Source organism: Streptomyces sp. NBC_01520 (genome assembly GCF_045040375.1).
In the GTDB taxonomy this organism is placed as follows: Bacteria; Actinomycetota; Actinomycetes; order Streptomycetales; family Streptomycetaceae; genus Streptomyces.
Genome location: NZ_CP109404.1, coordinates 4,989,891 through 5,014,247, shown reverse-complemented (window position 1 = coordinate 5,014,247; position 24,357 = coordinate 4,989,891). Strand labels below are relative to the sequence as shown.

The 24,357-nt window shown below is 71.0% G+C and carries 23 protein-coding genes; 7 read left to right on the top strand and 16 right to left on the bottom strand.

The genetic code is table 11. From position 1 onward, the window contains the following. Positions 1-9 precede the first annotated feature (9 nt). The 9 genes from OG524_RS22925 to OG524_RS22885 all read right to left on the bottom strand — a co-directional run bounded on the left by OG524_RS22925 (position 10) and on the right by OG524_RS22885 (position 9,639). Entirely contained in the window at positions 10-387 is a 378-nt protein-coding gene (locus OG524_RS22925) for an STAS domain-containing protein (RefSeq protein ID WP_405811598.1), read from the bottom strand. A gap of 26 nt (positions 388-413) precedes the next feature. After that, positions 414-1,004 (bottom strand): Uma2 family endonuclease, encoded by a 591-nt coding sequence (locus tag OG524_RS22920; protein WP_405388978.1) that lies wholly within the window; start codon positions 1,002-1,004, stop codon positions 414-416. Positions 1,005-1,103: 99 nt separating this feature from the next. Then, the gene (locus tag OG524_RS22915; protein WP_405388980.1) at positions 1,104-2,381 is read right to left on the bottom strand and encodes a thymidine phosphorylase; all 1,278 of its coding nucleotides are present in this window, start codon (positions 2,379-2,381) and stop codon (positions 1,104-1,106) included. A gap of 221 nt (positions 2,382-2,602) precedes the next feature. Then, a complete protein-coding gene (locus OG524_RS22910) occupies positions 2,603-3,001 on the bottom strand; it encodes a cytidine deaminase (protein WP_405388981.1) in 399 nt (132 codons plus the stop codon). Then, entirely contained in the window at positions 2,998-4,260 is a 1,263-nt protein-coding gene (locus tag OG524_RS22905; protein WP_405388982.1) for an ABC transporter permease, read from the bottom strand. Before OG524_RS22905 ends, OG524_RS22910 begins: the two co-directional genes overlap by 4 nt. Then, positions 4,257-5,375 carry an ABC transporter permease gene (locus OG524_RS22900; RefSeq protein ID WP_405388983.1) on the bottom strand — a complete coding sequence of 373 codons (1,119 nt, stop codon included), beginning with the start codon at positions 5,373-5,375 and terminating at the stop codon, positions 4,257-4,259. The genes OG524_RS22905 and OG524_RS22900 overlap by 4 nt, the downstream gene beginning before the upstream one ends. Then, a complete protein-coding gene (locus OG524_RS22895) occupies positions 5,372-6,958 on the bottom strand; it encodes an ABC transporter ATP-binding protein (protein WP_405393121.1) in 1,587 nt (528 codons plus the stop codon). The genes OG524_RS22900 and OG524_RS22895 overlap by 4 nt, the downstream gene beginning before the upstream one ends. Before the next feature lie 239 nt (positions 6,959-7,197). Further along, positions 7,198-8,256, bottom strand: a complete 1,059-nt coding sequence (locus OG524_RS22890) for a BMP family protein (RefSeq protein ID WP_405388984.1) — start codon at positions 8,254-8,256, stop codon at positions 7,198-7,200. A gap of 138 nt (positions 8,257-8,394) precedes the next feature. Continuing rightward, positions 8,395-9,639, bottom strand: a complete 1,245-nt coding sequence (locus OG524_RS22885; protein WP_405393122.1) for an amidohydrolase — start codon at positions 9,637-9,639, stop codon at positions 8,395-8,397. Between the two features lie 258 nt (positions 9,640-9,897). Between OG524_RS22885 and OG524_RS22880 the strand changes: the two genes are divergently transcribed. The 3 genes from OG524_RS22880 (at position 9,898) to OG524_RS22870 (ending at position 12,111) form a co-directional block, all read left to right on the top strand. Further along, positions 9,898-10,896 carry a DUF1648 domain-containing protein gene (locus OG524_RS22880; RefSeq protein WP_405811597.1) on the top strand — a complete coding sequence of 333 codons (999 nt, stop codon included), beginning with the start codon at positions 9,898-9,900 and terminating at the stop codon, positions 10,894-10,896. A 1-nt stretch (position 10,897) separates the two neighbouring features. Then, a complete protein-coding gene (locus OG524_RS22875; RefSeq protein ID WP_405388986.1) occupies positions 10,898-11,272 on the top strand; it encodes a GntR family transcriptional regulator in 375 nt (124 codons plus the stop codon). A 290-nt stretch (positions 11,273-11,562) separates the two neighbouring features. Continuing rightward, the gene (locus tag OG524_RS22870) at positions 11,563-12,111 is read left to right on the top strand and encodes a YciI family protein (protein ID WP_405388987.1); all 549 of its coding nucleotides are present in this window, start codon (positions 11,563-11,565) and stop codon (positions 12,109-12,111) included. 128 nt (positions 12,112-12,239) lie between these two features. On the opposite strand, the gene OG524_RS22865 is transcribed toward OG524_RS22870, so the two are convergent. Beyond that, entirely contained in the window at positions 12,240-12,974 is a 735-nt protein-coding gene (locus tag OG524_RS22865; RefSeq protein ID WP_405388988.1) for a hypothetical protein, read from the bottom strand. 344 nt (positions 12,975-13,318) lie between these two features. Here OG524_RS22865 and OG524_RS22860 point away from each other — a divergent pair, with 344 nt between their 5' ends. Then, positions 13,319-14,662 carry a helix-turn-helix domain-containing protein gene (locus OG524_RS22860; protein WP_405388989.1) on the top strand — a complete coding sequence of 448 codons (1,344 nt, stop codon included), beginning with the start codon at positions 13,319-13,321 and terminating at the stop codon, positions 14,660-14,662. A 2-nt stretch (positions 14,663-14,664) separates the two neighbouring features. Here the strand turns inward: OG524_RS22860 and OG524_RS22855 are convergent, their stop codons facing one another. Next, on the bottom strand, positions 14,665-15,336 hold the full coding sequence (locus OG524_RS22855; RefSeq protein ID WP_405811596.1) for a hypothetical protein: 672 nt from the start codon (positions 15,334-15,336) through the stop codon (positions 14,665-14,667). Between the two features lie 136 nt (positions 15,337-15,472). Then, positions 15,473-16,081: a TetR/AcrR family transcriptional regulator gene (locus OG524_RS22850; RefSeq protein ID WP_405388991.1), complete on the bottom strand. Its 609-nt coding sequence runs from the start codon at positions 16,079-16,081 to the stop codon at positions 15,473-15,475. An 83-nt stretch (positions 16,082-16,164) separates the two neighbouring features. On the opposite strand from OG524_RS22850, the gene OG524_RS22845 reads away from it, so the two are divergent. Then, positions 16,165-16,917 (top strand): SDR family oxidoreductase, encoded by a 753-nt coding sequence (locus tag OG524_RS22845; RefSeq protein WP_405388992.1) that lies wholly within the window; start codon positions 16,165-16,167, stop codon positions 16,915-16,917. A 108-nt stretch (positions 16,918-17,025) separates the two neighbouring features. Here the strand turns inward: OG524_RS22845 and OG524_RS22840 are convergent, their stop codons facing one another. From OG524_RS22840 to OG524_RS22825, 4 genes are read right to left on the bottom strand one after another with little or no spacing between them, the layout of a single operon-like run. Continuing rightward, complete coding sequence (locus tag OG524_RS22840; protein WP_405811595.1) at positions 17,026-18,072, bottom strand: hypothetical protein; 1,047 nt, start codon at positions 18,070-18,072, stop codon at positions 17,026-17,028. An 11-nt stretch (positions 18,073-18,083) separates the two neighbouring features. Further along, complete coding sequence (locus OG524_RS22835) at positions 18,084-19,019, bottom strand: N-acetylneuraminate synthase family protein (RefSeq protein WP_405388994.1); 936 nt, start codon at positions 19,017-19,019, stop codon at positions 18,084-18,086. 12 nt (positions 19,020-19,031) lie between these two features. After that, positions 19,032-20,282, bottom strand: coding sequence for a cytidylyltransferase domain-containing protein (locus OG524_RS22830; RefSeq protein ID WP_405811594.1), 1,251 nt, complete (start codon positions 20,280-20,282; stop codon positions 19,032-19,034). A 41-nt stretch (positions 20,283-20,323) separates the two neighbouring features. Next, the gene (locus OG524_RS22825; RefSeq protein WP_405388996.1) at positions 20,324-21,709 is read right to left on the bottom strand and encodes a DUF6716 putative glycosyltransferase; all 1,386 of its coding nucleotides are present in this window, start codon (positions 21,707-21,709) and stop codon (positions 20,324-20,326) included. A gap of 208 nt (positions 21,710-21,917) precedes the next feature. Between OG524_RS22825 and OG524_RS22820 the strand changes: the two genes are divergently transcribed. Both OG524_RS22820 and OG524_RS22815 read left to right on the top strand, forming a co-directional pair. Then, positions 21,918-22,898, top strand: a complete 981-nt coding sequence (locus tag OG524_RS22820) for a glycosyltransferase family 2 protein (RefSeq protein WP_405388997.1) — start codon at positions 21,918-21,920, stop codon at positions 22,896-22,898. After that, positions 22,895-24,295, top strand: a complete 1,401-nt coding sequence (locus OG524_RS22815) for a polysialyltransferase family glycosyltransferase (protein WP_405388998.1) — start codon at positions 22,895-22,897, stop codon at positions 24,293-24,295. The genes OG524_RS22820 and OG524_RS22815 overlap by 4 nt, the downstream gene beginning before the upstream one ends. Positions 24,296-24,357: the final 62 nt, after the last annotated feature.

Genomic DNA, 24,357 nt, shown 5'->3' with positions numbered 1-24,357 from the left:
GGGACCGGATCAGACCGGATCCCGCTCCGGGCCCCGCGCCTGGTCCGCACCGCCCAGGCCCACCACATCGGCCAGCCCCACGAGGTCGAGCAGCGACCGGAGTTCGCCCGGCACGTTGCGCAGCCGCAACTCGACGCCACCGGCCCTGCGCGCGACGAGCCCCAGCCGGGCCAGCGCCTCGACCAGGGCGAGGTCCGGGCGCAGGACACCGCCCACATCGCAGTCCACCGCGGCGGGCGGACCCGCGTCCGCGCCGCCGCGCAGCAGTGCCTCCAGCTCCGCGCAGAGTCCCGGAACATCGGCCCTGGTGATGCGACCGGTGAGTACGAGAACGTTCGGGGTCATGGCATCCACACCACAGAGACCGGCCTGACGCCCGAAACTCATCGCTCCGGCAAGCCGTGCGTCTCAGCTCAGCTCACCGGGAACATCCCCGTGTCCAGGTCCAGTCCGAACGGCTTGGGCAGCGTGAGCGTCTCGCCGTACTCGACCGCCTCCAGGACCCGGTAGGTGCCGTCGCTCGGCTCCCCGTACAAGGTGGCGGTAGGGCGGCCCGTGTGCCACGGGTCGAGGAGCAGGAACAGCTCGATGCCGGCTTTGGCGTATCCGTGCGCCTTGCCGATGCGGTCGTGGTTGGCGTTGGCCGGTGAGGTGATCTCGACGACGAGCCGGACTTCTTCCGCCGGTACGCGATTGCCGGGCCCGGACGCGACCTCCCGCGGCAGGACGACAAGATCGGGGATGTACAGCCCTGCCCGTCCCGGTACGGAGACACCGAGGGTCTGGTAGATCTCCCAGTCCTCCGGGATGACGGTGTACAGCCTGCGCTGAAGCAGGGCTGCGGTGGTGTTGTGGTCCTTGGACGGCGGTGGCGACACGGTGACGATCCCCTCGATGATCTCCACCTTGCAGCCCTCGGGTGCGTCCGTCTCCTCCCAGATACGGACGAGGTCGTCCCAGTCCTGGCCGTGGCCCGGCCCGGGATCAACAGTGAGTGCGCCCATGGCGGTCTCCTCCTTCGATGCGACACGCCGAGTCCAGCATGCCGAACGGGACCGGCGGTGGTCCACCGGTCCCGTTCACCCGAAAGGGAAAGCCGCAGGTCAGGCGATACGTTCCCGCACTACCGGGGTGGCGGCGAACGGCGTGCCGGCCGGGGCGATGTCGTAGGAGCCGGGCAGGGCCTTCAGCGCGTACTCGAACTTCTCGGGGGTGTCCGTGTGCAGTGTCAGCAGCGGCTGGCCCTCGGTCACCGTGTCACCGGGCTTGGCGTGCAGCTCGATGCCCGCGCCCTCCTGCACCGGGTCCTCCTTACGCGCGCGGCCCGCACCGAGGCGCCAGGCGGCCACACCGATGTCGTAGGCGTCCAGGCGGGTCAGTACACCCGAGGACGGAGCCGTCACCACGTGCTGCTCGCGGGCGACGGGGAGCTCGGCGTCCGGGTCGCCGCCCTGGGCGGAGATCATGCGGCGCCACACGTCCATCGCGGAGCCGTCGGCGAGCGCCTTCTCCGGGTCGGCGTCCTTGAGTCCGGCGGCGTCGAGCATCTCGCGGGCCAGGGCGAGCGTCAGGTCGATGACGTCCTTGGGGCCGCCGCCCGCGAGGACCTCGACGGACTCGCGTACCTCCAGGGCGTTGCCCGCGGTCAGGCCGAGCGGGGTGGACATGTCGGTGAGCAGCGCGACCGTCCGCACACCGCTGTCGGTGCCGAGCGCGACCATGGTGGAGGCCAGTTCGCGGGCGTCCTCGATGGTCTTCATGAAGGCGCCGGAACCGACCTTGACGTCCAGGACGAGCGCGCCGGTGCCCTCGGCGATCTTCTTGGACATGATCGAGCTGGCGATGAGCGGGATGGCCTCGACCGTGCCGGTGACGTCGCGGAGCGCGTACAGCTTCTTGTCGGCGGGGGCGAGTCCGTCACCGGCCGCGCAGATCACGGCGCCGGTGGTGTCGAGGACGTTCAGCATCTCGGCGTTGGAGAGGTGCGCCCGCCAGCCGGGGATGGACTCCAGCTTGTCGAGCGTGCCACCGGTGTGGCCGAGCCCCCGGCCGCTGAGCTGCGGCACGGCCGCGCCGCAGGCGGCGACGAGCGGGGCGAGCGGCAGGGTGATCTTGTCGCCGACGCCGCCGGTGGAGTGCTTGTCGGTGGTGGGGCGGGAGAGGGCGTCGAAGTTCATCCGCTCGCCGGAGGCGATCATCGCGGCGGTCCAGCGGGCGATCTCGGTACGGTTCATGCCGTTCAGCAGGATCGCCATGGCCAGTGCGGACATCTGCTCGTCGGCGACCTCGCCGCGGGTGTACGCGTCGATGACCCAGTCGATCTGCTCGGGGCTGAGCTCGCCTCGGTCCCGCTTGGTGCGGATGACGGAGATGGCGTCCATGGGAGGGAATCCTTCCGGCCGGTTACGTACGCAAGAGTCCCGAATGACTCTACGCGCATAGAGGATGATGGATCACCGGACGGCCCGACCAGGGCCGGCCGAATCGAGCCCGCCCGGCGATCGAGGGCAACCCCGGCCCGGCGGGAGCGAACCCCCGTGTGGTCCGGCGAGCGGGGGGGCGGAGGGGCCGCCGGGCGACCCCGGCAGCCCTCCGCCCCGCATTACCCCAGGTGCTGCGGCCCGAAGGCCTGCGGCAGCATCTCGTCGAGCGTCCGGAGGCCGTCCGGCGTCTCCAGGACGAGCTCCGGCCCTCCGAACTCGTACAGCAACTGCCGGCACCGCCCGCACGGCACGAGCACCGCGCCCGTGCCGTCCACGCAGGTGAAGTGGGTCAGCCGGCCGCCGCCCGTCGCGGCCAGCTGGGAGACCAGGCCGCACTCGGCGCACAGGCCGATGCCGTACGACGCGTTCTCGACGTTGCAGCCGACGAGCGTGCGCCCGTCGTCGACGCGGGCGGCCACACCGACCGGGTAGCCCGAGTACGGGGCGTACGCCCGGGACATCGCGTCCCGGGCGGCCGTCCGCAGCGCCTCCCAGTCGACCGGGGGCGGCCGTGTCACTTGCCCTCGCCCTTGCGGTACGGCAGGCCGTCCGCCTTGGGCATCCGCAGCCGCTGCGCCGACAGGGCGAGCACGAGGAGCGTGGTGACGTACGGGGCGGCGTCGACGAACTGGCTCGGGACCTGGTCCGTCAGCGCGTACCAGGTGAACAGCAGCGCGGAGCAGGCCGCCGAGATCACCGCGGCGACGTACTTCTTCCGGTAGAGCTGCCAGATCGCGGCGATCACCAGCAGGATCGCCAGGAGCAGCAGCATCGCGTGCACGTTCTCCGCTCCGCCGCGCAGCTTGAGGCTGTCGGTGAAGCCGAAGAGCCCGGCGCCCAGGGCCATTCCGCCCGGCATCCAGTTACCGAAGATCATGGCGGCGAGACCGATGTAGCCGCGGCCGCCGGTCTGGCCCTCCTGGTAGATGCTGGTGGCGACGATGGCGAGGAAGGCACCGCCGAGGCCGGCCAGTCCGCCGGAGATGATGACGGCGATGTACTTGTACTTGTAGACGTTCACGCCGAGGGTCTCGGCAGCCACCGGGCTCTCGCCGCAGGAGCGGAGCCGCAGACCGAACGCCGTGCGCCACAGCACCCACCAGGTGACGGGGATCAGCAGCAGGGCGACGACGGTCAGCAGGGACAGTCCGGTGACGAGGCCGCCGATGATGCCGGCGAGGTCGGAGACGAAGAACCAGTGCTGTTGCTGGAGGTCCTGCATCCAGTCCGACAACCCTGGAACGGTGATCTTGTCGATCTCCTCCAGGCGGGGGGACTGCTTGGAGGAACCGCCCGGCTCCTGGGCGAAGGTGAAGTTCGAGAGGTAGCGGGTGACTCCGACGGCGAGGATGTTGATCGCCACACCGGAGACGATGTGGTTCACCCCGAAGGTGACGGTGATGACCGCGTGCAGCAGACCGCCGAGCGCGCCGCCGATGATGCCGAACAGCACGCCCACCCAGGGGCCCCACTGGAAACCGGCCCAGGCACCGAACCAGGTGCCGAGGATCATCATGCCTTCGAGGCCGATGTTGACGACGCCCGCCCGCTCGGCCCAGAGGCCGCCGAGACCGGCGAGGCCGATGGGAACGGCCAGTTCCAGGGCGCCCGCGACCTGCCCTACGGAGGTCACGTCGTTCGCGCCGCTGATCAGACGGACCAGCGAGACGAGGGCGAGCGCACCGGCGATGATCAGGAGGACGACGGGCAGGGAGAGCTTGCGGCGTCCGCCGCCCTTCTTGGGGGCGACGTGTGCGGCAGGGGCTTTGGTGCTCACAGGGCCGCCTCCTTCTCGGTCGTGAGGGCGTGGCCGGCGGCGAGCTCTTCGCCGACCTTCTGCTGCTGACGGCGGGTCCCGTAGCGCCGGACCAGCTCGTAGCTGATGACGACGGAGATCACGATCAGGCCCTGCATGATCGTGGCGATCTCCTTCTCGAACCCGAACTGGTCGAGCGGGGACGACGCCTTGTCCAGGAACGCGATCAGCAGGGCGCTGAGGGCGATGCCCACCGGGTGGTTACGGCCGAGCAGCGCGATGGTGATGCCCGTGAAGCCGATGCCGACCGGGAAGTCGAGGCTGTACGTGTGGGTGTCGCCCAGCAGCGTCGCCATACCGGCCAGGCCGGCGACGGCGCCGGAGATCAGCATCGAGGTGAGGATCATCTTCTTCGCGTCCACGCCGGAGGCCTGGGCCGCGGTCTCGCTGGCTCCCGTGGCCCGCAGGTCGAAGCCGAACCGGGTGCGGTTCAGGACGAACCAGTAGACGAGGCCGCAGCCGGCGGCGACGAAGGTGAAGCCGTAGATCTCTCCGGCCTCGGCGCCCAGGGACAGGCCCGGGAACCAGCCGGACTCCGGGATCTCGCCCGTGGTCAGGTTGTTGGAGCCGGCTGCCTGGTCACCGAAGTTCTTCGGCAGGATCAGCCAGGCGATCAGCGAGGTCGCGATGGAGTTCAGCATGATCGTCGAAACGACCTCGCTCACCCCCCTCGTCGTCTTGAGGATGCCCGCGATGCCGGCCCAGAACGCGCCCACCAGCATGGCGACGACGACGATCAGGGCGATGTGGAGCGGTCCGGGAAGGCTGACGCTCGCGCCGACCAGGGCCGCCATCATCGCCGCGAGACGGTACTGGCCGTCGACGCCGATGTTGAAGAGGTTCATCCGGAAGCCGACCGCGACCGCGAGAGCGGCGAGGTAGTACGTACCGGCCTGGTTGATGATCAGTACCTGCACGTCGGAGTACGACGCCTGCTCGAACAGCAGTCGGTACAGCTCGAACGGGTCGCGGTTCGACACGAGCAGCACCAGGGTGCTGAGCGCGAAGGCCACGACCAGGGCGAGTGCCGGCCCGGCGAAGCCCAGGATCAGCCGGTCCTTGTCGAATTTCTTCATCGGGCCTCGTCCTCCGGTGCTGCTTCGAGGTGACCGGCGGCGGCACCGGTCATGGCCGAGCCCAGTTCCTCGGGGGTGATGGTGGCGGGGTCGGCGTCCGCCACGAACTTTCCGCGGTACATGACGCGCAGGGTGTCGGAGAGCCCGATGAGCTCGTCCAGGTCCGCCGAGATGAGCAGGACGGCGAGCCCTTCGCGGCGGGCCGCACGGATCTGGTCCCAGATCTGTGCCTGCGCGCCGACGTCCACACCACGGGTGGGGTGGGCGGCGATCAGGAGCTTGGGGTTGTGGCTCATCTCGCGGCCGACGATCAGCTTCTGCTGGTTGCCGCCGGACAGCGAGCCGGCCGTGACCTCGATGCCGGGGGTACGGACGTCGTACTCGCGCACGATCCGCTCGGTGTCGTGGCGGGCCGCCTTCGGGTCGAGCAGGAAGCCCCGGCTGTTGGGCTTCTCGCTGACGTGGCCGAGGATGCGGTTCTCCCAGAGCGGTGCGTCCAGCAGGACCCCGTGCCGGTGCCGGTCCTCGGGGATGTAGCCGATGCCGCCCTCGCGCCGCTTGCGCGTGGGCGCGCGCGTGATGTCCTCGTCGCCCAGGGTGATCACCCCGCTGTCGGCCGCCCGCATCCCGATGAGCGCGTCGATCAGCTCGGTCTGGCCGTTGCCCTCGACGCCAGCGATGCCGAGGACCTCGCCCTTGTGGATGGTGAGGCGGATGTCGGACAGGACGTCACGGACGACTCCGTCCGGGTCCGTCACGCTGAGGGAGAGCCCCTCGACGCGGAGCATCGGCACATCCGTCACCGTGGACTCACGGGTCTCGGGCGACGGCAGTTCGCTGCCGACCATCAGCTCGGCGAGCTGCTTGGTGGTGGTGTGCGCGGGGTCGGCGGTGCCCACCGTCGTACCGCGCCGGATCACCGTGATCTCGTCGGCGACCGAGAGGACCTCGCCGAGCTTGTGCGAGATGAAGATGACGGTGAGGCCCTCGGCCTTGAGCTCGCGGAGGTTCGCGAAGAGCGCGTCGACCTCCTGCGGGACGAGCACCGCGGTCGGCTCGTCGAGGATGAGGATGCGGGCGCCGCGGTAGAGGACCTTGAGGATCTCCACGCGCTGGCGGTCGGCGACCCCGAGGTCCTCGACGAGCGCGTCGGGCCGGACGCCCAGGCCGTACGCGTCGGAGATCTCCTTGATCTTCTTACGTGCGGCGGAGCCGATGCCGTACAGCTTCTCGCCGCCGAGGACGACGTTCTCCAGGACGGTGAAGTTGTCGGCGAGCATGAAGTGCTGGTGCACCATGCCGATGCCGCGCGCGATGGCGTCGCCCGGGTTGTTGAACGAGACCTGCGCGCCGTCCACGGCGATGGTGCCCTCGTCCGGCTTCTGCATGCCGTAGAGGATCTTCATCAGGGTGGACTTGCCGGCACCGTTCTCGCCGACGAGGGCGTGGACGGTGCCCTTGCGGACGGTGATGCCGATGTCGTGGTTGGCGACAACGCCGGGGAAACGCTTGGTGATGCCGTGCAGTTCTACGGCAGGGGGGCTGCTGGACGCGTTGATGACGCACTCTCCTTGGCCGGACAGGAGCGGGAGCGGAGGGGCAGAGGGGCGGGGTGAAGTTATCGCGCCTGAGGGCTGTCTACACGCGTAGCGTTGCCGAATCGTCAAACGCATGCGCACAGCACGGCCAGAACGCCGGGGTTCGAGGCCTGTCCGAGAGGGCACTGCAACAAGCGGAACTTCTTCGAGGAGCACCCCGTGGGCCCGGAGCAGCGACGCTGCGCGCTCCGGGCCCACGGGATCAAGCCGTACGACCGAGGTCGTTACGGGGTGGTCTTGACGGTGATCTTGCCGTCGATGATCTCCTGCTTGGCCTTCTCCACGGCGGCGATGACCTCGGTCATCTCGGTGAACTTCGGGTTGGACATGGCCAGGCCGACGCCGTCCTTGTCGAGGCCGTAACGGATCTCACCGGTCTGGGGCTTGCCGTCCTGGACGGACTTGATCAGGTTGAAGACCGAGTCCTCGACGTCCTTCGTGACCGAGGTCAGGATGGACTCCTTGTAGGCGGCGAGGCCTTCCTGGGCGTACTGGTCGGAGTCGACGCCGATGTTCCACTTGCCGGCCTTGGAGACGGCCTCGATCGCACCGGAACCGGCCAGACCGGCGGCCGAGTAGACCACGTCGGCGTCCTTGTCGAGCTGGCCCTGGGCGGCTGCCTTGCCGAGGTCGGGCTTGGAGAAGCCGTCGAAGTTCGGCGGCTGGGTCAGGTACTGCGGGATCACCTTCACCGACGGGTCGGTGTCCTTGACGCCCTGCACGTAGCCGGCCTCGAACTTCTTGATCAGCGGGGTCTCGACACCACCGATGAAGCCGACCGTCTTGGTCTTGGTGACCTTGGCGGCGGCGACACCCGCGAGGTAGGAGCCCTGCTCCTCGTTGAAGACGATGTTGGCGATGTTGTCGCCGGTCACCGAGGCGTCGTCGATGATGCCGAAGGTGATCTTCGGGAACTTCGGCGCGACCTTCTTGATGGCGGGCGCGTAGGCGAACCCGACACCGATCACCGGGTTGTTGCCGGCGCGGGCGAGCGAGGTGAGGCGCTGGACCTTGTCCGCGTCCGACTCGCCCTCGGAGGGCTCGGCCTCGGTGCCCTTGATGCCGAGGTCCTTCTCGGCGCGGGCGAGACCCGCGTAGGCGGCGTCGTTGAACGACTGGTCGCCGCGTCCGCCGATGTCGTAGGCGATGGCCGCCTTGTTGTCCTTGGAGTCCGAGCTGCTGCTGCTGCTCGACGAGGAGGACGAGTCGCCACACGCGGTAACGCTGAGCGCGAGCGCCGCGGACATAATGCCCACGGTGGCAATCCTGGTGATCCGGCGCAAGGGAAGGCTCCTTCAAACCTGACCGAAGCGCCTCTTCCGGCGCTGGTTTCGCCGAGATCGTAACGCGCGTAGATGTCAGATAATGACCTGTACGGAAGCCGTTATCGGATCGTCGCGAACAGAAGGTGTCCTCTCCGGTTACGAGCGGTTGCCTTCGAGCAGTGCGGAGGCGGTGAACAGCTCCACCCCGACGGTGATCGCCTCCTCGTCCACATCGAAGTTCCCCCGGTGCAGGTCCAGACCGCGAGTGTCTCCGGGCGTACGGACTCCGAGCCTGGCCATGGCGCCGGGGACGTGTTCCAGGTACCAGGAGAAGTCCTCGCCGCCCAGGCTCTGTTCGGTGTCCTCGATCGCATACGATCCGCGCCTGGCGGTCATCGCGGCGTCCAGCAGGCCGATCGACTCGGCGTCGTTCACGACGGGCGGCACCCCGCGGATGTAGTTGATCACCGTCTTGGCCCGGTGCATTCCGGCCACCTCGTCGATGGCCGCGTGGACCAGGTCCGGCGCCTCGCGCCAGGCCTTCAGGTCGAGGCAGCGAACCGTTCCGGACAGCTCGGCGTGTTGCGGGATGACATTGGGCGCGTGCCCGGTCTCCAGCCGCCCCCAGGTGAGGGCCAGCCCGGCGCGCGCGTCGACCCGGCGCGCGAGCAGCGCGGGTACGTCGACGGCGACCCTGGCGGCGGCGGTGACCAGGTCCGTGGTCAGGTGCGGCCGGGCCGTGTGGCCGCCGGGGCCGTCGAGGGTGACCTCCAGCCGGTCGCAGGCGGAGGTGATCGCCCCGATCCGGAGCCCGATCCTGCCCACGTCGACCTTGGGGTCGCAGTGCACCCCGAGGATCCGTCCGACGCCGTCCAGCACCCCGGACTCGATGGCGTCGGCCGCGCCGCCGGGCAGCACTTCCTCGGCGGGCTGGAAGAGCAGGCGCACGGGGTGCGGCAGCAGCCCCTGCCGGTCGAGCTCGGTGAGGACGAGTCCGGCACCGAGGACGGCGGTCGTGTGGACGTCGTGCCCGCAGGCGTGCGCCCGGTCGGGCACGGTGGACCGGTAGGAGACGCCCGCCTTGGTGTCGGGGATGGGCAGCGCGTCGATGTCGGCCCGCAGGGCCAGCATCGGCGTGACGCCGTCCCACTCGCCCACGTCACAGATGAGTCCGGTCCCGGTCGGGAGTACCTTCGGCTCCAGTCCCGCCCTCTCCAGCCGGGCCTTGATGGCCGCGGTGGTGCGGAACTCCTGATTGCCGAGCTCGGGGTGCATGTGCAGATCACGCCGGAAGGCGATCAGCTCGGCACGCAGCTCGTCGGACAGGCTGCCGGGCAGGGCGCCGGGGAGGGAAGCTCCCCCGGGCAGCTCGGCTTCGGTGTGGGACGCGCGGGACTTCAACTGGTTCACCCAGTGAAGGGTAGGCCCCTTCCCCCCTCAACTGGCCACAGATCAACAAAACTTCAGCCGCTCAGGCGAACAAAAGATGGTGTTGCGGCGTGTGACGGGTGATCTGGGTGGGTAGACTCGTCCGCTTTTCGAGCACCTCCCGACCGGCCCGCGAGGCCGGAAACCGGCCTCCACCCGGCCGAGCCCACCCCCGGCCCTTCCCCCCACTTCCACTTATTGTTCTACTATGATGCGAACAAGGGGGTAAATATGCAGCAGATGACAGGACGCGGCACCATGGCCGCGCTCACAGCCCTTCCCTTCGCCGTCGCGCTCGCCGTGGAACTGGTGCTCGTCGCCGTTCTGCGTGACCGGCTGCCCGACCCGCTGGCCACACACTTCGCCGGCACCGTCCCGGACGGGTTCACCGGCCGGACCGGATTCGCCGTCCTGTCCGCCGGGCTGACGGTGGGCATGGGCGCGCTCTTCGTCCTCGCCGGCACCCGGCGCGCGACGTTCGCCCGCTGGTCGGTCGTCACCGCCTACGCGACCGTCGGACTCGTGGGGTCCGCCCTGGTCTCCGTGCTCCTGGTCAACGCCGATGCCACCGACGCGGCGGCCGATGTCCGGATGCCGGTGTGGCACCCGATCGCCGCCCTGCTCGTCGGCATGGTCCTGGGCCTCGTCGGATGGCTGGTCACCCGACGCCTGACGCTGCCGGACAGCCTCTCCGGCCAGGACGGCGCGTGTACCGGCCGACTGGACCTGGCCGAGGGTGAGGTCGCCGGCTGGACCCGCACGGTCTCGTCCAGGCCGCCGGCCCTGCTCGGACTGGCACTCACCGTCCTGGGCTGCGCGCCGGCCGTGCCGGTGGGCCGACAGGTGGCCGTACCGCTCGCCGTCCTCGGGCTGCTGATGGTGACCTTCTCCCGCGTCACCGTCACCGTCGGTCCCCGCGGTCTGGGCGTCTCGTCCGCAGTGCTCCCCCGGCCCCGGATGCGGGTGCCCCTGGCCGACATGTCCGAGGCGTCGAGCCGGTCGATCAGCCCTCTGGGTGACTTCGGCGGATGGGGCTGGCGGATCCGGCCGGGCGCCACCGGGATCATCCTGCGCTCGGGGGAGGCGCTGGTGGTGAAGCGGGCGAACGGCCGCGAGATCGCCGTGACCGTGGACGACTCCGCCACCGCCGCCGCCCTGTTGAACTCACTCATCCCCCGGACGGTCCCGCCGGCCGGCACCACTCCGACCGATGCGAGTACGAGGCCCTGACATGCTCTTCCGCATCGAACCCGGCTCCGCCGTCCCGCTCGGTGACCAGATCGCCGCCCGGGTACGGCGTGCCATCGCGGACGGTGAGGTGGCCCCGGGGGACCGCCTCCCGGCGGCCCGCGCCCTGTCCGACTCGCTGGGGATCAACATCCACACGGTCCTGCGCGGCTACCAGCGCCTGCGCGACGAAGGAATGATCGAGCTACGGCGCGGCCGCGGCGCGATGGTCCTGGACGCACCCAGCACCCAGGCCCGCGCCCAGCTCCTGGACCGGGTGGAATCCCTCGTCACCGACGCCCGGGGCCTGGGCCTCACGGACGAGGAGGTCCTGGCCCTGGTCCGTACGGGCATGGGCATGGGCTCCTCGACGGCGTGAACGCGACGGGACCGCCATCCGGTACGGCCTGCGGGGCCGTGGGAGGGCGGTCCCGTCATGTGCGGGCGGGTGGCGGGACCCGCCGCGTGCGGGCAGGTGGCGGCGGCACGTTCAGCGGCGGCTTCCCCGCGGCGCCGGGTGGTGGCGGACGGGTCGGTGAACTGATCCGCGTACCGGACGCCGGCCTTCGTACGCCCGTCCCCTCGCTGGGTGACCTTCAGCGTCCGGACGGGGCGGCCGGTCGCAAAAGCCCGTTGAGATGCCGCCGTACGTCGTAGAAGGTCATCTGCATGGAGTTCTTCTGCTACCACCGCGACCGGTCCGAGTCCCTCGCCCTGCGCGACGAGCTGCTGCAGGAGCACTGGTCGTACATGGACCGGTACGCCGAGGGGATGATCGCCCGCGGCCCGGTCTTCGCCGCCGACGGCGAGACGCCCGTCGGGAGCGTGCACATCGTCGACCTGCCGGATCCCGCTGCTGCCCGCGCGTTCGCCTTCGACGAGCCCAACTTCCAGGCCGGGGCGTACCGTGATGTGCTGCTGCGCCGGTGGCGCAACGTCCTGGGACGCTCCATGTGGGATTTCCCCGGTGGCCCGGACGGCGACAACCAGTACCTGGTTCTCGGCCTCGGCCCGGAGCGGTCCGCCGACCTCTCCCTGCCGCCCGACCGGGACGAACTGATCGCGTTCGGGCCGCTGCTGTCCGACGACGGCGACACCTGGCTGGGTACAGCGGTACTGCTCAGTGCTCCGAGCCCGGACACGGCGCGCGCCGTCCTTGCCCCGGAAAGGTACGCCGACATCGAGGTGCACCTCTGGGAATTCGGCGGGCGACGGTAGCGGAACAGGTGCTCCCGGGTGCGCGCACGTCGGGGGCGTCCTCCCGGCTCCCCCGCGGTGGGGAGGACGCCCCCGGCTTTCATGGTGGTCGTGCGGTCGGTCGGTTCGCGTTGCGGTCTGTCGGGGCGTCAGTACAGCTTCTTGACCGCCGCGGTCGTCGTGTTCTTGAAGCCGGCCACCGGCGCGTCGGCGAAGGTGCCCATCTGGCCCCAGCTCACGACGGTCACCGCCCGGCCGTCCCGTCCCACGGACAGCAGGTGGATGTCCGAGGCACCGTAGGACGTCGTGGTGTGCAGGCCGTGCACCCGCGCGCCCTCCTCGACCGGCAGCGAGCCGTAGTCCCGGCCCTCGGCCTCGGTCTCCGGGTCGTTCTGCTCGATCCGGCCGGCGCAGGCGCTGATCTCCTCGTTCAGCAGGGCGGCGAGCGCCTTGCCCTTGGCGTCGGAGCCCGCGACGACGGTGACCTGCGCTGCGCCGGTGTCCAGATCGGTGGTGAAGACCCGGTGCCGGTAGTCGTACGCCGGTACGCCCTCGCCCAGGCAGTAGGCGAGCTCCGCCGGGAAGCCGTCGGTGACCGGCCCCGCGATCCAGTCGGACGAGGGGTGCGGCGGCAGTTCGGACGCCTTGAGGAACGCGGGCGGGGCGGCCTTCGCCTGTGCGGCGGCCTCTGCCGGGGCCCCGGCCTCCTGCGACGTACCGGCCTCCTTGGATGTGCCGGCCTTCTCCTGCGCGGCGGCCTGCTGTGCTGCGGTGACCTTCCCCTGTGCGGCGCCCTCCTGGACCTGGGTCGGTGCGGAGCAGGCGGCGAGAGCGACGACGGAGAGCGCGGCGGCGAGCACGGCGGCGCGGGTGTTCATGGGCATGGGTGTCCCTCGTGTGAAGTGCGTGACGGGATTCGTGACGGAGTGCGTGATGACAGGCGTCGTGGGATGCGGCGGTGACGACCCGACGTCGTCGCGCCGGCGGTCGTACGCCGAAGTCGCCGTGACGGTCGCCGTGACGGTGCCGGTGCGTCAGGCGGGACCGGGGCGGCACCATGAGCATCGGCGGTCCCGGCAGGGCGGCGCAAGGCCCGCCGTCGGATCGGCCGGGGTGGAACCATCCCAGCCCCCCTGACGTGCAGGTACATGGGTGCCTGGGACGAGGTCCTCACCCCGGGACGCCTGCTCCCAGAACCGGTTCGGGCCTGACGAATGCGGAGGTGACGGTGCCGACACAGGACTCCGTGGCACAGTTCGCGGCGCTGTTGCGGGAGCTGAAGGAGCGTACGGACCGCAGTTACGGTTCGCTCGGCCGCCGTCTCCACATGAACACGTCCACGCTGCACCGCTACTGCACCGGCGAGGCGGTCCCCCTGGACTTCGCGCCCGTGGAGCGATTCGCGGCCCTGTGCGGGGCGTCGGGTGCGGAACGTCTGGAGCTCCACCGCCGCTGGCTCCTGGCCGTGGCCGCCCGGCAACGCCCGCACCCGGCCGGGGCCGTTGAGGAGGCCAAGGACTCGGACGTCCCGGCGGACCGGCAGCCAGGCAACAGCGACAGCGATGACGTCGGCGCCCCCACGAGTGGGGCCGCCGACGAACCGGCGGACACGGAAGACCTCGTGAGCGGCCCGGCGCCCGCACCCCGCGGCCCGCGCCCCCGCCCCTGGTACCGCCGCAGGCGCACCGCGGCCCTCGTATGTGCCGTGCTCGCCGGCGTGGGAGGTCTGTCCCTGCTGCCGGACGGCCGGGACACCGGCGACGGCGGTGCACGGACCTCATCGGCCGCCTCGGCGACCGCGTCCGTGTCCGCCGGACCCACGGCCTCGAACACCCGCTCCGCGACGCCGTCCGGTGGTCCGGAGAACGGCACCGAGAGCTCTCCGGGCCCCCGGCGCGAGCCTTCGGAACCGGCCGGTGCCACGAGCACCCCGGCGGGCTCCGCACCCGCGGGGCCTCCCCTCGCCTGGACTGTCGACTCCCATGCCTGGGCGTTCGGCTGCGCTCACGACTACGTCATCGCCCAGCCGCCGGAACGGGTACCGCCGCCCCCGGCCGCGCAGGACGCCGCCACCTGGGCGGCGACCCAGCGGGCGGTGCACGGCGGTGAGACGATCGTGAAACTGTCCGTGCAGGGGACGTCCGGCACCGCTGTGGTCCTCGAAGCGCTACGGGTACGCGTGACCGGCCGCGCCGAACCAGCGTCGGGCAACGCGTACTCCATGGCCCAGGGCTGCGGCGGCTCCCTCACCCCGCGGTCGTTCGCCGTGGACCTGGACAAGGACCGGCCCATCGCCCGCGCGACCGCCGGCAACGACGCCGGCACGCCGATCCCGGCGGTGAGCATGCCCTACCGGGTGTCCGCCGAGGACCCCGAGGCGCTGCTCGTCACCGCCAGGACCGGGTCCTGCGACTGCAGTTGGTACCTGGAGCTGGACTGGTCGTCCCAGGGCCGCGCGGGCACCGCCCGGATCGACGACCGCGGCCGTCCGTTCCGCACCAGCGCCGTCGAGGGCCTGACTCCCTACGAGTACGACACCTCCGCCCGTGCCTGGGCGCCCCGCGTGGACTGAACTCAGTCCTGCCGCGCGTCCCAGGGGCCGCCGATCCAGCCGTCGAAGGAGGGGATCAACGCGGTGAGGGCGGCTCCGAACCGCCAGTCGAGGTCCGGTGCGTACAGCTTCACCGTGTTCCCGGACGACTTGAACTCCAGTGGGATCTGTCCCGCCGAGCGCCACTTGATGCGGCGGGGGCCGCGAGGGAAGTCCCCGCCGCCGCCGAACAGGAGGGCCACGAGCATGAGCGGCAGCAGGGGTGTGCAGGGCCACCACACGCACCACCAGAAGAGCCGGCCCTTGTATCCCACCGCGTCGGGGGCACCGGCGCGGCTCACGGTCCAGCGCGTGCGCAGTCCCCGGCTGAACGCCTTGTCGCGCGTGAGCACACCGAGCAGTTCGCCCTGCGGGCCGAGCACCTGGAACTGTGCCCGTCCACCGCTCGCCAAGACGGTGACCACGGTGGCGACCCGTGCCTGCCGGTGCTCGTCCGCCCACAGGACGAAGGAGCGGGCGCCGCTCTTACGGGCCGCGAGGTAGGCGGGTATGCCACCGGGCGGCAACTCGCGTTCCACATGGGCGACCGGCCGCGACGTTCCCGGCCCATCGGCGAAGGTGATCTCACAGTCGAGCTGCCCACCAGGGGTGGTCCTCAGTTTCCCCAAGGCTCGCAGGGTCAGAGTGCTGGTCACCCGATGGGCTCCTTCGTATGTCCGTGCCGATGGTCAACAACCAATCTAATGCAGCCGGTTGCCGGTCCATCCGGGCTGCGGCACCCATGCCGCAGCCGAGATGTGGGGGCGTGGACCGGCCCTCTCGGCGGTACGTTCAGGTCCCGTCGGGCTCTGCCGGCCAGGCGCGCATGGCGAGCTCCGCGAGCGCTTCCAGCTCCTCCCGGCTCGCTCCGTCCCGCGACTGCTGGGACATTCCCTGGATGACGGCTCCGGTGTAGCGGGCGAGCGCCCCCGCATCGGCGTGGGGAGGCAGGACACCCGAGTCGATGTCCGCCTGGATCCGCCGCCGCAAGTCCCGCACACTCGCGACCCGACGCTCCCGCAGCGCCGCGACGACCTGGTCCGAGGTGCAGTTCTGCGCAGCGGTGATCACCATGCAGCCGCGTGGGTGGCCAGGGTCGGTGTACTCCCTCGCCGCCTCCCGCAGCAGCCGCGCGACGCCGCGACGCGCGGTCGGCTCTTCGTCCATGGCCCGGCCGCCGAAGGTTCCGTAGGCGGCCTGGTAGGCCTCGACAGCTTCCCCGAAGAGCGCCCGCTTGTCACCGAAAGCGGCGTAGAGGCTCGGCGCCCCGATGCCCATCACGCGTGTCAGGTCCGCGATGGAGGTCGCCTCGTAGCCCTGCGCCCAGAAAGTCAGCGTGGCCTCGCGGAGAGCCGCCTCCCTGTCGAAGGAGCGCGGCCTGCCGCGCTGTTTCGTCGCCATCCGCCAATTCTATAGCGACCGCTAGCGAACGTGTTACGGTTTTTCTATAGCGATCATTACAGAAAGAAGGAGGGGGCGTAGCCATGGGCTCACTGACGGGAAAGACGGCGCTGGTCACCGGCGGCAGCAGGGGAATCGGACGGGGTATCGCCGAACGGCTGGGGCGTGACGGAGCGATCGTCGGCGTGCACTACGGCAGCAACGAGGCGGCGGCCGAGGAGACCGTGGCCACCATCGAGGGGACGGGCGGCACGGCCTTCGCGATCGGTGCGGAACTGGGGACACCGGGCGACGCGGCGGCCCTCTGGGCTGCTTTCGACCAGCATGCGAACGGCCTGGACATCCTCGTCAACAACGCGGGGATCGGCACGTCACGAGCGTTCACGGAGATCGAGGAGGCGGAGTACGACCGGCTGTTCGCCGTCAACACGAAGGCGCCGTTCTTCCTCACGCGGCTCGGACTCGACCGGCTACGGGACGGTGGGCGCGTCATCAACATCTCGACGGGCCTCACACACGCGGCGGTGATGCCGGATCTGATCGCCTACGCCATGTCCAAGAGCGCACTGGACGTGTTCACCACGCACCTGTCCAAGGTGCTGGGCGACAGGGGAATCACCGTCAACGCGGTGGCACCCGGCATCGTGGACACGGACGTCAACGCGGACTGGCTGCGCGCCGGCAGCGAGGCGTGGGCGGACGCGGCCGCCATGTCGGCCCTGGGGCGGGTCGGCACCCCGGCCGACATCGCCGACGTCGTGGCATTCCTGGCCTCGGACGACGGCCGGTGGGTCACGGGCCATTGGATCGATGTGACCGGCGGTTCGCTTCCATAGGTTCCGGCTGCTCCGTCGTCCCCGGCCGTCCGTGGCCGGGAGCGCTCGGGCGTCGTCCGTGACGGTGCGTCGGGACTCGGCCGGTCGTGTGGTGCGGCCGGCCGCCCCTCAGCCCTCCGCCGTCACCGCCGTGACCCGCCAGGGCGACAGCCGCTGCACGTCCCGGGCCGTTTCCGTGACCCCGCTCAGGAAGCCCTGCGCGCGCGGGGAGGCCGAGTCGCGGAGCCATTCCGGAGCTATGTCGCAGACCGCGACCTTCACCCCGGTGCCGGCCAGGGCCAGCGGGAGGGTGTGGACCACCGTGGAGGGGAAGCTGAGGACCGTGTGGCCGATGGGGCCGCGGCGGGCGATGAGTTCGAGGGGGAGGTCCGGGCGGACGATCTCCAGGCTGGTGGCAGCTTCCAGGGCGTGGAGCTTCTCCGCGGATTCGCGCCGGTGGGCGAAGTAGCGGGTCGCCCCGTGGGCGCGGGCCAGGGCGGTGACCGCCTCCTGGTACGGGACCGGGTCGACCACTCCCGTCTCCACCAGGGACGTCCCGACCAGGTCGGCGCCCTTGGTGATCAGGGGCGGCCCGAAACGGTCGCGGGTCCAGGCGAAGGTGTTGGACGTGACCTCGACGCCCTGCGGTGCCTCCACCGGCATCGCGGTGAACACCTCGACCGTGCGGGTCGCCGACGGGGTGAAGCTGCGGCGGGCCGCCGAGGTGACCGGGGCCAGGAGCAGTTCGCGCGGGCCCCGGCTGCCTCGGCGGTGCCAGCGCACCAGGCGTTCGCCGCGCGCCAGTTGGGCGACGAACTCCATGGTGGCGGTGCCGTCGTCCACCACCGTGATCCGCCGGGTGCGGACCAGGGTGAGGAGCATCTGTACGTATCGGGAGAACGGGTCCCCGATGACGATGTGGTCGGCCTTGCGGATCAGCCCGGTCAGGGCGCGCAAGGCCTTCAGAGGCGCGCCGGTCTCCCCGCGCGCCTCCTGCCAGCGGACGGTGATGCCCTCGTCGCGGGCCAGCTCCGCCATCCTGCGCAGCTGGCCGCGCGACATCGGGTCGACCGGGGGGAGGACGACGACCGTGGTGTCGGCCGGACCTCCCCGCGTGTGGGTCCACTCCAGGACGTTCAGGAGCTGGACCGGGCTCTCGACGAAGGCGAGGTTCACCGGTCGGCCCGTCAGACCGCGACCGGCTCGGCGGCCGGCGCGTTCTCGGTCTCGGCGACGACGCCCGTGACCCGGCGGAGCTTCTTCATCGGGCCGAGCTCCGACTCGTAGACCTTCTTGACGCCGTCACCGAGGGAGGCCTCGATGGTGCGGATGTCGCGGACGAGACGGGTGAGACCCTGCGGCTCGACGGAGGCGGCCTGGTCGGAGCCCCACATGGCGCGGTCGAGGGTGATGTGACGCTCGACGAACGCGGCGCCGAGCGCGACGGCGGCGAGGGTCGTCTGGAGGCCCGTCTCGTGGCCGCTGTAGCCGATCGGGACGTTCGGGAACTCGCCCTGCAGGGTGTTGATGACGCGCAGGTTGAGCTCCTCGGCCTTCGCCGGGTACGTCGACGTGGCGTGGCAGAGCAGGATGTTGTCGCTGCCGAGGACCTCGACCGCGTGGCGGATCTGGCGCGGGGTGGACATGCCGGTGGAGAGGATGACCGTGCGGCCGGTGGCGCGCAGCGAGCGCAGGAGCTCGTCGTCGGTGAGGGAGGCCGAGGCGACCTTGTGCGCCGGGACGTCGAACTTCTCCAGGAAGGCGACGGCCTCGGTGTCCCACGGGGAGGCGAACCAGTCGATGCCGCGCTTGGCGCAGTGGTCGGAGATGGCCTGGTACTCGGCCTCGCCGAACTCGACGCGGTGGCGGTAGTCGATGTAGGTCATCCGGCCCCAGGGGGTGTCGCGCTCGATGTCCCACTGGTCGCGCGGGGTGCAGATCTCCGGGGTGCGCTTCTGGAACTTGACGGCGTCGCAGCCGGCCTCGGCAGCCACGTCGATCAGCGCGAGGGCGTTGTCGAGCTCGCCGTTGTGGTTGATGCCGATCTCACCCGTGATGTAGACGGGGTGGCCGGGGCCGGCGGTGCGGGTGCCGAGCGTGCGCAGACGGGAGGTGCTGCTCATGGTGGTGCTTCCTTACTTGGTGGGGGTGTTGGCAGGGGTGGGGCTGGTGGTGAGGGTGGGGCCCAGGAGCCAGGCCGCGATCTCGCGGATGGCGCCGAACCCGCCGGGTGTGGTCGTGACGGCGCGCGCGGCGGCGCGTACCGAGTCGTGGGCGCTCGCGACGGCGACGGGCCAGCCCGCCAGGCCGAAGCAGGGCAGGTCGTTGACGTCGTTGCCGACGTACAGGACGCGGCCGGGGTCGAAGCCCTGCTCCTCGCACCACTGCTTGAGCGCCAGGTCCTTGCGGTCGATGCCGTGCAGGACGGGGACCTGGAGCTTGCGGGCGCGGGCGGCGACGACCGGGTTCTGTTCCGTGGAGAGGATCAGGAGCGGTACGCCGGCCTTGCGCAGGGCGGCGATGCCGAGGCCGTCGCCGCGGTGCACGGCGACGATCTCGTGTCCGTCGGAGTCGATGAGGACGCGGTCGTCGGTCTGGGTGCCGTCGAAGTCGAGGACGACGGCGTCGACGTCCTCGCGGGTCGGCAGCGGCGACGGGTCCAGGAGGGGGGCGAGGGCGCGGGCGCGGGCCAGGTCGTGCGGGTCGTCGATCTCCAGCACCCGGGCGGGGTCGGTGCGTACGAGCGCGGTGTGGCCGAAGAAGCGGTGGCGGTGGGTGCGGAAGCCGGGGACGGCCATGGCGTACGCGGCGCCGGTCTCCAGCAGGTCCTGCGGGCGGTCCTGGCGGCGGGGGCGTACGGCCTTGTCGTGGTTGACGCCGTAGGTGTCGTCCTCCACCGCGCTGCCGTCGCGCCAGACGAAGCCGTGGAACGGGGCGACGGTGACGGCCGTGTCGGCGCCTTCGCGGGCGACGGCGGCGGCGACGCCGTCGATGTCCTCGCGGGTGATGAAGGGGCTGGTGCACTGGACGAGGAGCACCACGTCGGCCTGCCGGCCGGGCTGCATCGACTCGTAGGCGTCCAGGGCGTGCAGGACCGCGGCCTCGCTGGTCGCGGTGTCACCGGCGATGGCGGCGGGGCGCTGGACGCAGTGCAGCCGGCCGGACTCGCCGAGCGCGTCGCCCGCTGCCCTGGCCGCGTCCGCGATGGCCGGGTCGTCGGTGGTGACGACGACGTCGGTGACCTCCGGGGAGGAGAGGCAGGCTCGGACCGCGCGGGCCACCAGAGGGACGCCGCCGACCTGGGCGAGGTTCTTGGCGGGAACGCCCTTGGATCCGCCGCGGGCGGGAATCACGGCGAGCACGGTCGGGGCCGGTGGCGGGGTCATGGCTGCTCCTGAAGCGAAGGGCGTGGCGGCGGGGGCGGTGGTCACAGCTCGCCCATCCGGCGGATCACGGGGGCGACCCGCTGGACGCCGTGGCGGTAGGCGCCGCGTGCCGCGTTGCGTACGGTCTGGCGCACCGCGCCCCTGACCCGGCCGGTCTCCTTGGGTGCCTCGGCACCCGGCAGGGGGTGCCCGTCGGCGGAGAGGTGGTGGCGGGCGAGGATGCCCGGGAGGTATCCGGGGGCGGTGGCGGGGGTGTAGTAGGGCGCGATGCCCGGGAGGGTGTCGCGCCCGAGGAGGACGGCGACCTTGGCCCGGGCGGTGTCGTAGGCCGACTCGTACGAGCCGTCGGCGGCGACGCCCTGGCCGGACACCCAGTCCTCGTCGGGCCGGGGGCGGTGCCCGCCGTCGATCCGGTCCCAGGAGGTGACCAGTCCGGAGCCGATGAAGTGGTGGTTGCCGAGGATCTCCCGGACGCCGAGGTCGGAGAGGACCGCGGTCGGGATGCGGCGGTGCAGGGATTCGAGCGCCGCCGTCGAGGAGACCGTGACCAGCAGGTCGGTACGGTCCAGGACCTCGCCCATGTGCCCGTACACCAGGCTGAAGTTGGGCGGCAGCCCGCCCGGGACGCGCTCCGCGAGCCGCTGGTAGGGCAGTTCCTCGATGTGGGTCGTGTGCTCGCCCGGCTTGGAGCGCAGCTTGAGGAGCACCTCGCGCTTCGGGTGCAGCCGGGCGTGCTCGACGAGCCTGCGCAGCAGGTACGTGCGGTCGGCCCGGGAGGCCGGTACGGAGGGCTGGGCTGCGAACACGATGGTGTCGCGGCCCTCTTCCGGCCGGTACGGCGCCCCGCCGAGGAACGGCAGGGCGGCCTCCGTGACGGCCGACGCGTCGGCGCCGACCCCTTCGTACACGGCACGGAAGCGCCGTGCGTCGTCCCGGGAGTTGGCGAGGACGATGTCCGCGCCGTGCCGCAGCAGGAGGCCGTCGGCGAGCTTCTCGTAGACGACCCCCACGTAACCGGTGACGACCACGGGCCTGCGGGGCAGGCCGAGGGCGGCCAGTCCGTGCAGCATCGCCTGGACGGCACCGCCGACGAGGGCGAGCACGACGACGTCGTACCCCTCGTCCCGCACGGCGTGCAGGAATTCGACGGCCGTCACCTCACGCACCCGGCCGGCGTCCACGCCGACCTCTCCGACCTCGGCGAGCTGCCGGGGGGTCGGGGTGGCCCGGCCCCGCAGCAGCAGCCCGCTGACCTCGACAGGGCGGTCGTCCCCGCCGGGTCCGGCACCCCTGGCGGTCAGGCGGCGCGCGGTGAGCGCGCCCCACTTCCACCGGGTGTCGGAGTCGGCGAGCACGGCAATCCTGAGCGCCGGGGAGGCGGCTTCGGTGTCGGCCGGGTCAGCCGCGTTACTGGTACGTGGAGGCACGCCCTAAAAGCTAGGAAGGCATTTCGATGCGCGGCCCAACGGGGGGGCAACAAATGGTTAACAGCCCACCGACTGTTGGCCAATCGACTCCGGATCGACGCGGATCCGGCCCGGAATCCGGCTGGTTCACCGTTCCTACATTCGCCGTTCACCCACCGTCCTTGCCGGGGACAAGGCAAATGCGAGGGCCCGCCCTAGCGTGATGCGGGTGGTTAAGCTCTCCGTCATCATGCCGTTCTTCAACGTGCAGACATACGCGCCCGACGCCCTGAGAAGCCTGCGGGCCAACGCCCGCGAGGACTTCGAGTTCATCCTCGTCGACGACTGTTCGACCGACGGGACACGGGAGATCCTGGAACGCGCGGCACGCGACCTCCCCGGCGCCGTTCACATCAGACGGGAGGAAAGCGGGGTGTCGGCCGCCAGGAACACGGGCCTGGACGTGGCGCGTGGTGAATACATCACCTTCCTGGACGGCGACGACTGGGTTTCCCCCGGCTATTTCGAGAAGCTGGTCGCGAACATCGAGGATCTCGGCTGCGATTTCCTGCGTACGGACCATGTCCGGTGCACGGGCACCGAGCGCACCGTGTACCGGGTGCCGTACGGCCCGCGCGACAGCGTGGTCGATCCGCGTTCGGTGATCCTGCCCGGGGACCGCTCGACACCGGTCGACTATCCGTACTCCTGGGCGGGCGTCTACCACCGCAGGCTCCTGGACGGCGGCCTGCTGCACTTCCCCGAGAACCTCCGCACGGCCGAGGACCGGCCGTGGATCTGGCGCCTGCACCGCGAGGCCGAGTCCTTCGCCGTGTCCGGTCTGCTGGGCATCTTCTACCGGCGGGGTGTCACCTCGTCCCTCACGCAGATCGGCGACATGCGGCAGCTCGACTTCATCCCGGCGTTCGACCAGGTCATCGCGGACACCTCCCAGGACCGTGACGCGGACCTGTTCCTGCCGAAAGCCGTGCGCACCTACTGCGCGATCATCACGCACCACCTGTCCGAGATCTCGAAGTTCGAACCGGACGTGGCCCGCACCCTGCGCACCATGAGTGCGTCGGCGCTGCGGCGGATGCCGCAGCGGGTGCTGGACGAGGCCCTCGACTCCATGGACATCGAGCGGGCGACCCAGCTGCGGCGGCTGCGGCGCCGGCCCGCCACCGCGAAGGAGGCGGCGGCGGCATGAGCGCTCCCCGGACGAGCACCTCACGCACCGGTGCGGCACGCCGCACCACGCAGATCTTCCTGGCCTCCACCCTCTACGGGACGGCCACCCTCGCCGCCGCCCTCGACTCCGGCTGCTTCGGCGAGGCCGACCGGCGCATCCTGCTCGTCGCGAACAACGCGGCGGTCCCGGAGACGTCCCTCGCCGTCGACGCGATGCCGGGGTTCGATCGGCTGCGCGGACGGTTCGACGACGTGGTGTCCTGGAACGAGACCATCGCACCCTTCCATCCGGGCAACTGGTCGCCCCGGCCGGACGATCTGCCCCTGTGGGAGCGGTATCTGCGGCTCGCCTGGGACCTGGGCGACGACGACGTCCAGCTGACGATCGAGTCCATCCAGGTCAACCCGGCCATCGCCGTCGCCCAGATCTTCACCGGCGTCCCGATCGACGTGTACGCCGACGGGCTGATGAGCTACGGCCCCACCCGCAACAAGGTCGATCCGCTGGTCGGCACGCGGGTGCGGCGCGTGCTCCACCTCGACCTGGTGCCGGGGCTGAAGCCACTGCTGCTCACCGAGTTCGGCGCGGCGCCCGTGGTCGTGCCGAGCGAGAGCTTCCTCAAGGTGCTGGGTGAACTGGCCGACGTGTCCGTGGACCTGCCGTCCGTGGACGCGTCGGCGCTGCTGCTCGGCCAGTACCTCTCCGCGCTGAAGCTGATCTCCCCGGCGGAGGAGGAGGAACTGCACCTGCGGATGATGCGCGGCGCGGTCGCGCTCGGCCACACCCGCCTGGTGTTCAAACCGCATCCCACCGCCCCGGCCCGGTGGACCCGGGGCATGGAGGAGGAAGCGGTACGGCTGGGCGCCGAACTGACCGTGCTGGACGCCGGGATACTCACCACTCCGGTGCTCGCCGAGGTGATCTACCAGCGGATGCGCCCGGCCCTGGTCGTCGGCTGCTTCTCGACCGCGCTGCTCACCGCGTCGTCGCTCTACGGGCTGCCGGTCGCACGGGTCGGTACGGAGATGCTCCTGGACCGGCTGTCCCCGTACGAGAACAGCAACCGGATGCCCGTCACGCTCGTGGACGCGCTGCTTCCCGAGCTGACGGACCGTCCGGCGGTCGAGGCCCAGCGGCCTTCGGTGGGTACGGGGCTGGATGTGCCCGCGCTGGTCAGGGCGGTCGGCTTCGCGATGCAGCCGCGGATTCACCCCGGTCTGCGCCCCGAGGCCGAGCTCTATCTCTCCACCCGGCTCGATGACAGCACGACCTTGCGGTACTTCAAGCGCCGCCGGCTCACCTCGCTGGGGCTGCCGGGCGGGGTTCCCGCGCAGTTCGCGTTCCTGCCCCGCAACGCCGCCGTACGCAGGGTGGTGCGCCGGGCGCGCTCACTGCGACGGGCCGTGCGGAAGTAGCGCGGGCGTCCCACGACAGGAGCCGGGCGGACCTGGGACCAGGTCCGCCCGGCTCTTCGCCG

Bases quoted from the DNA above. Each gene is read 5' to 3' on its own strand.
- OG524_RS22925 (WP_405811598.1), bottom strand. From the start codon at position 387: ATGAGTTTCGGGCGTCAGGCCGGTCTCTGTGGTGTGGATGCCATGACC.
- OG524_RS22920 (WP_405388978.1), bottom strand. From the start codon at position 1,004: ATGGGCGCACTCACTGTTGATCCCGGGCCGGGCCACGGCCAGGACTGG.
- OG524_RS22915 (WP_405388980.1), bottom strand. From the start codon at position 2,381: ATGGACGCCATCTCCGTCATCCGCACCAAGCGGGACCGAGGCGAGCTC.
- OG524_RS22900 (WP_405388983.1), bottom strand. From the start codon at position 5,375: ATGAAGAAATTCGACAAGGACCGGCTGATCCTGGGCTTCGCCGGGCCG.
- OG524_RS22880 (WP_405811597.1), top strand. From the start codon at position 9,898: ATGCAGCAGATGACAGGACGCGGCACCATGGCCGCGCTCACAGCCCTT.
- OG524_RS22875 (WP_405388986.1), top strand. From the start codon at position 10,898: ATGCTCTTCCGCATCGAACCCGGCTCCGCCGTCCCGCTCGGTGACCAG.
- OG524_RS22870 (WP_405388987.1), top strand. From the start codon at position 11,563: ATGGAGTTCTTCTGCTACCACCGCGACCGGTCCGAGTCCCTCGCCCTG.
- OG524_RS22865 (WP_405388988.1), bottom strand. From the start codon at position 12,974: ATGCCCATGAACACCCGCGCCGCCGTGCTCGCCGCCGCGCTCTCCGTC.
- OG524_RS22850 (WP_405388991.1), bottom strand. From the start codon at position 16,081: ATGGCGACGAAACAGCGCGGCAGGCCGCGCTCCTTCGACAGGGAGGCG.
- OG524_RS22845 (WP_405388992.1), top strand. From the start codon at position 16,165: ATGGGCTCACTGACGGGAAAGACGGCGCTGGTCACCGGCGGCAGCAGG.
- OG524_RS22835 (WP_405388994.1), bottom strand. From the start codon at position 19,019: ATGAGCAGCACCTCCCGTCTGCGCACGCTCGGCACCCGCACCGCCGGC.
- OG524_RS22830 (WP_405811594.1), bottom strand. From the start codon at position 20,282: ATGACCCCGCCACCGGCCCCGACCGTGCTCGCCGTGATTCCCGCCCGC.
- OG524_RS22815 (WP_405388998.1), top strand. From the start codon at position 22,895: ATGAGCGCTCCCCGGACGAGCACCTCACGCACCGGTGCGGCACGCCGC.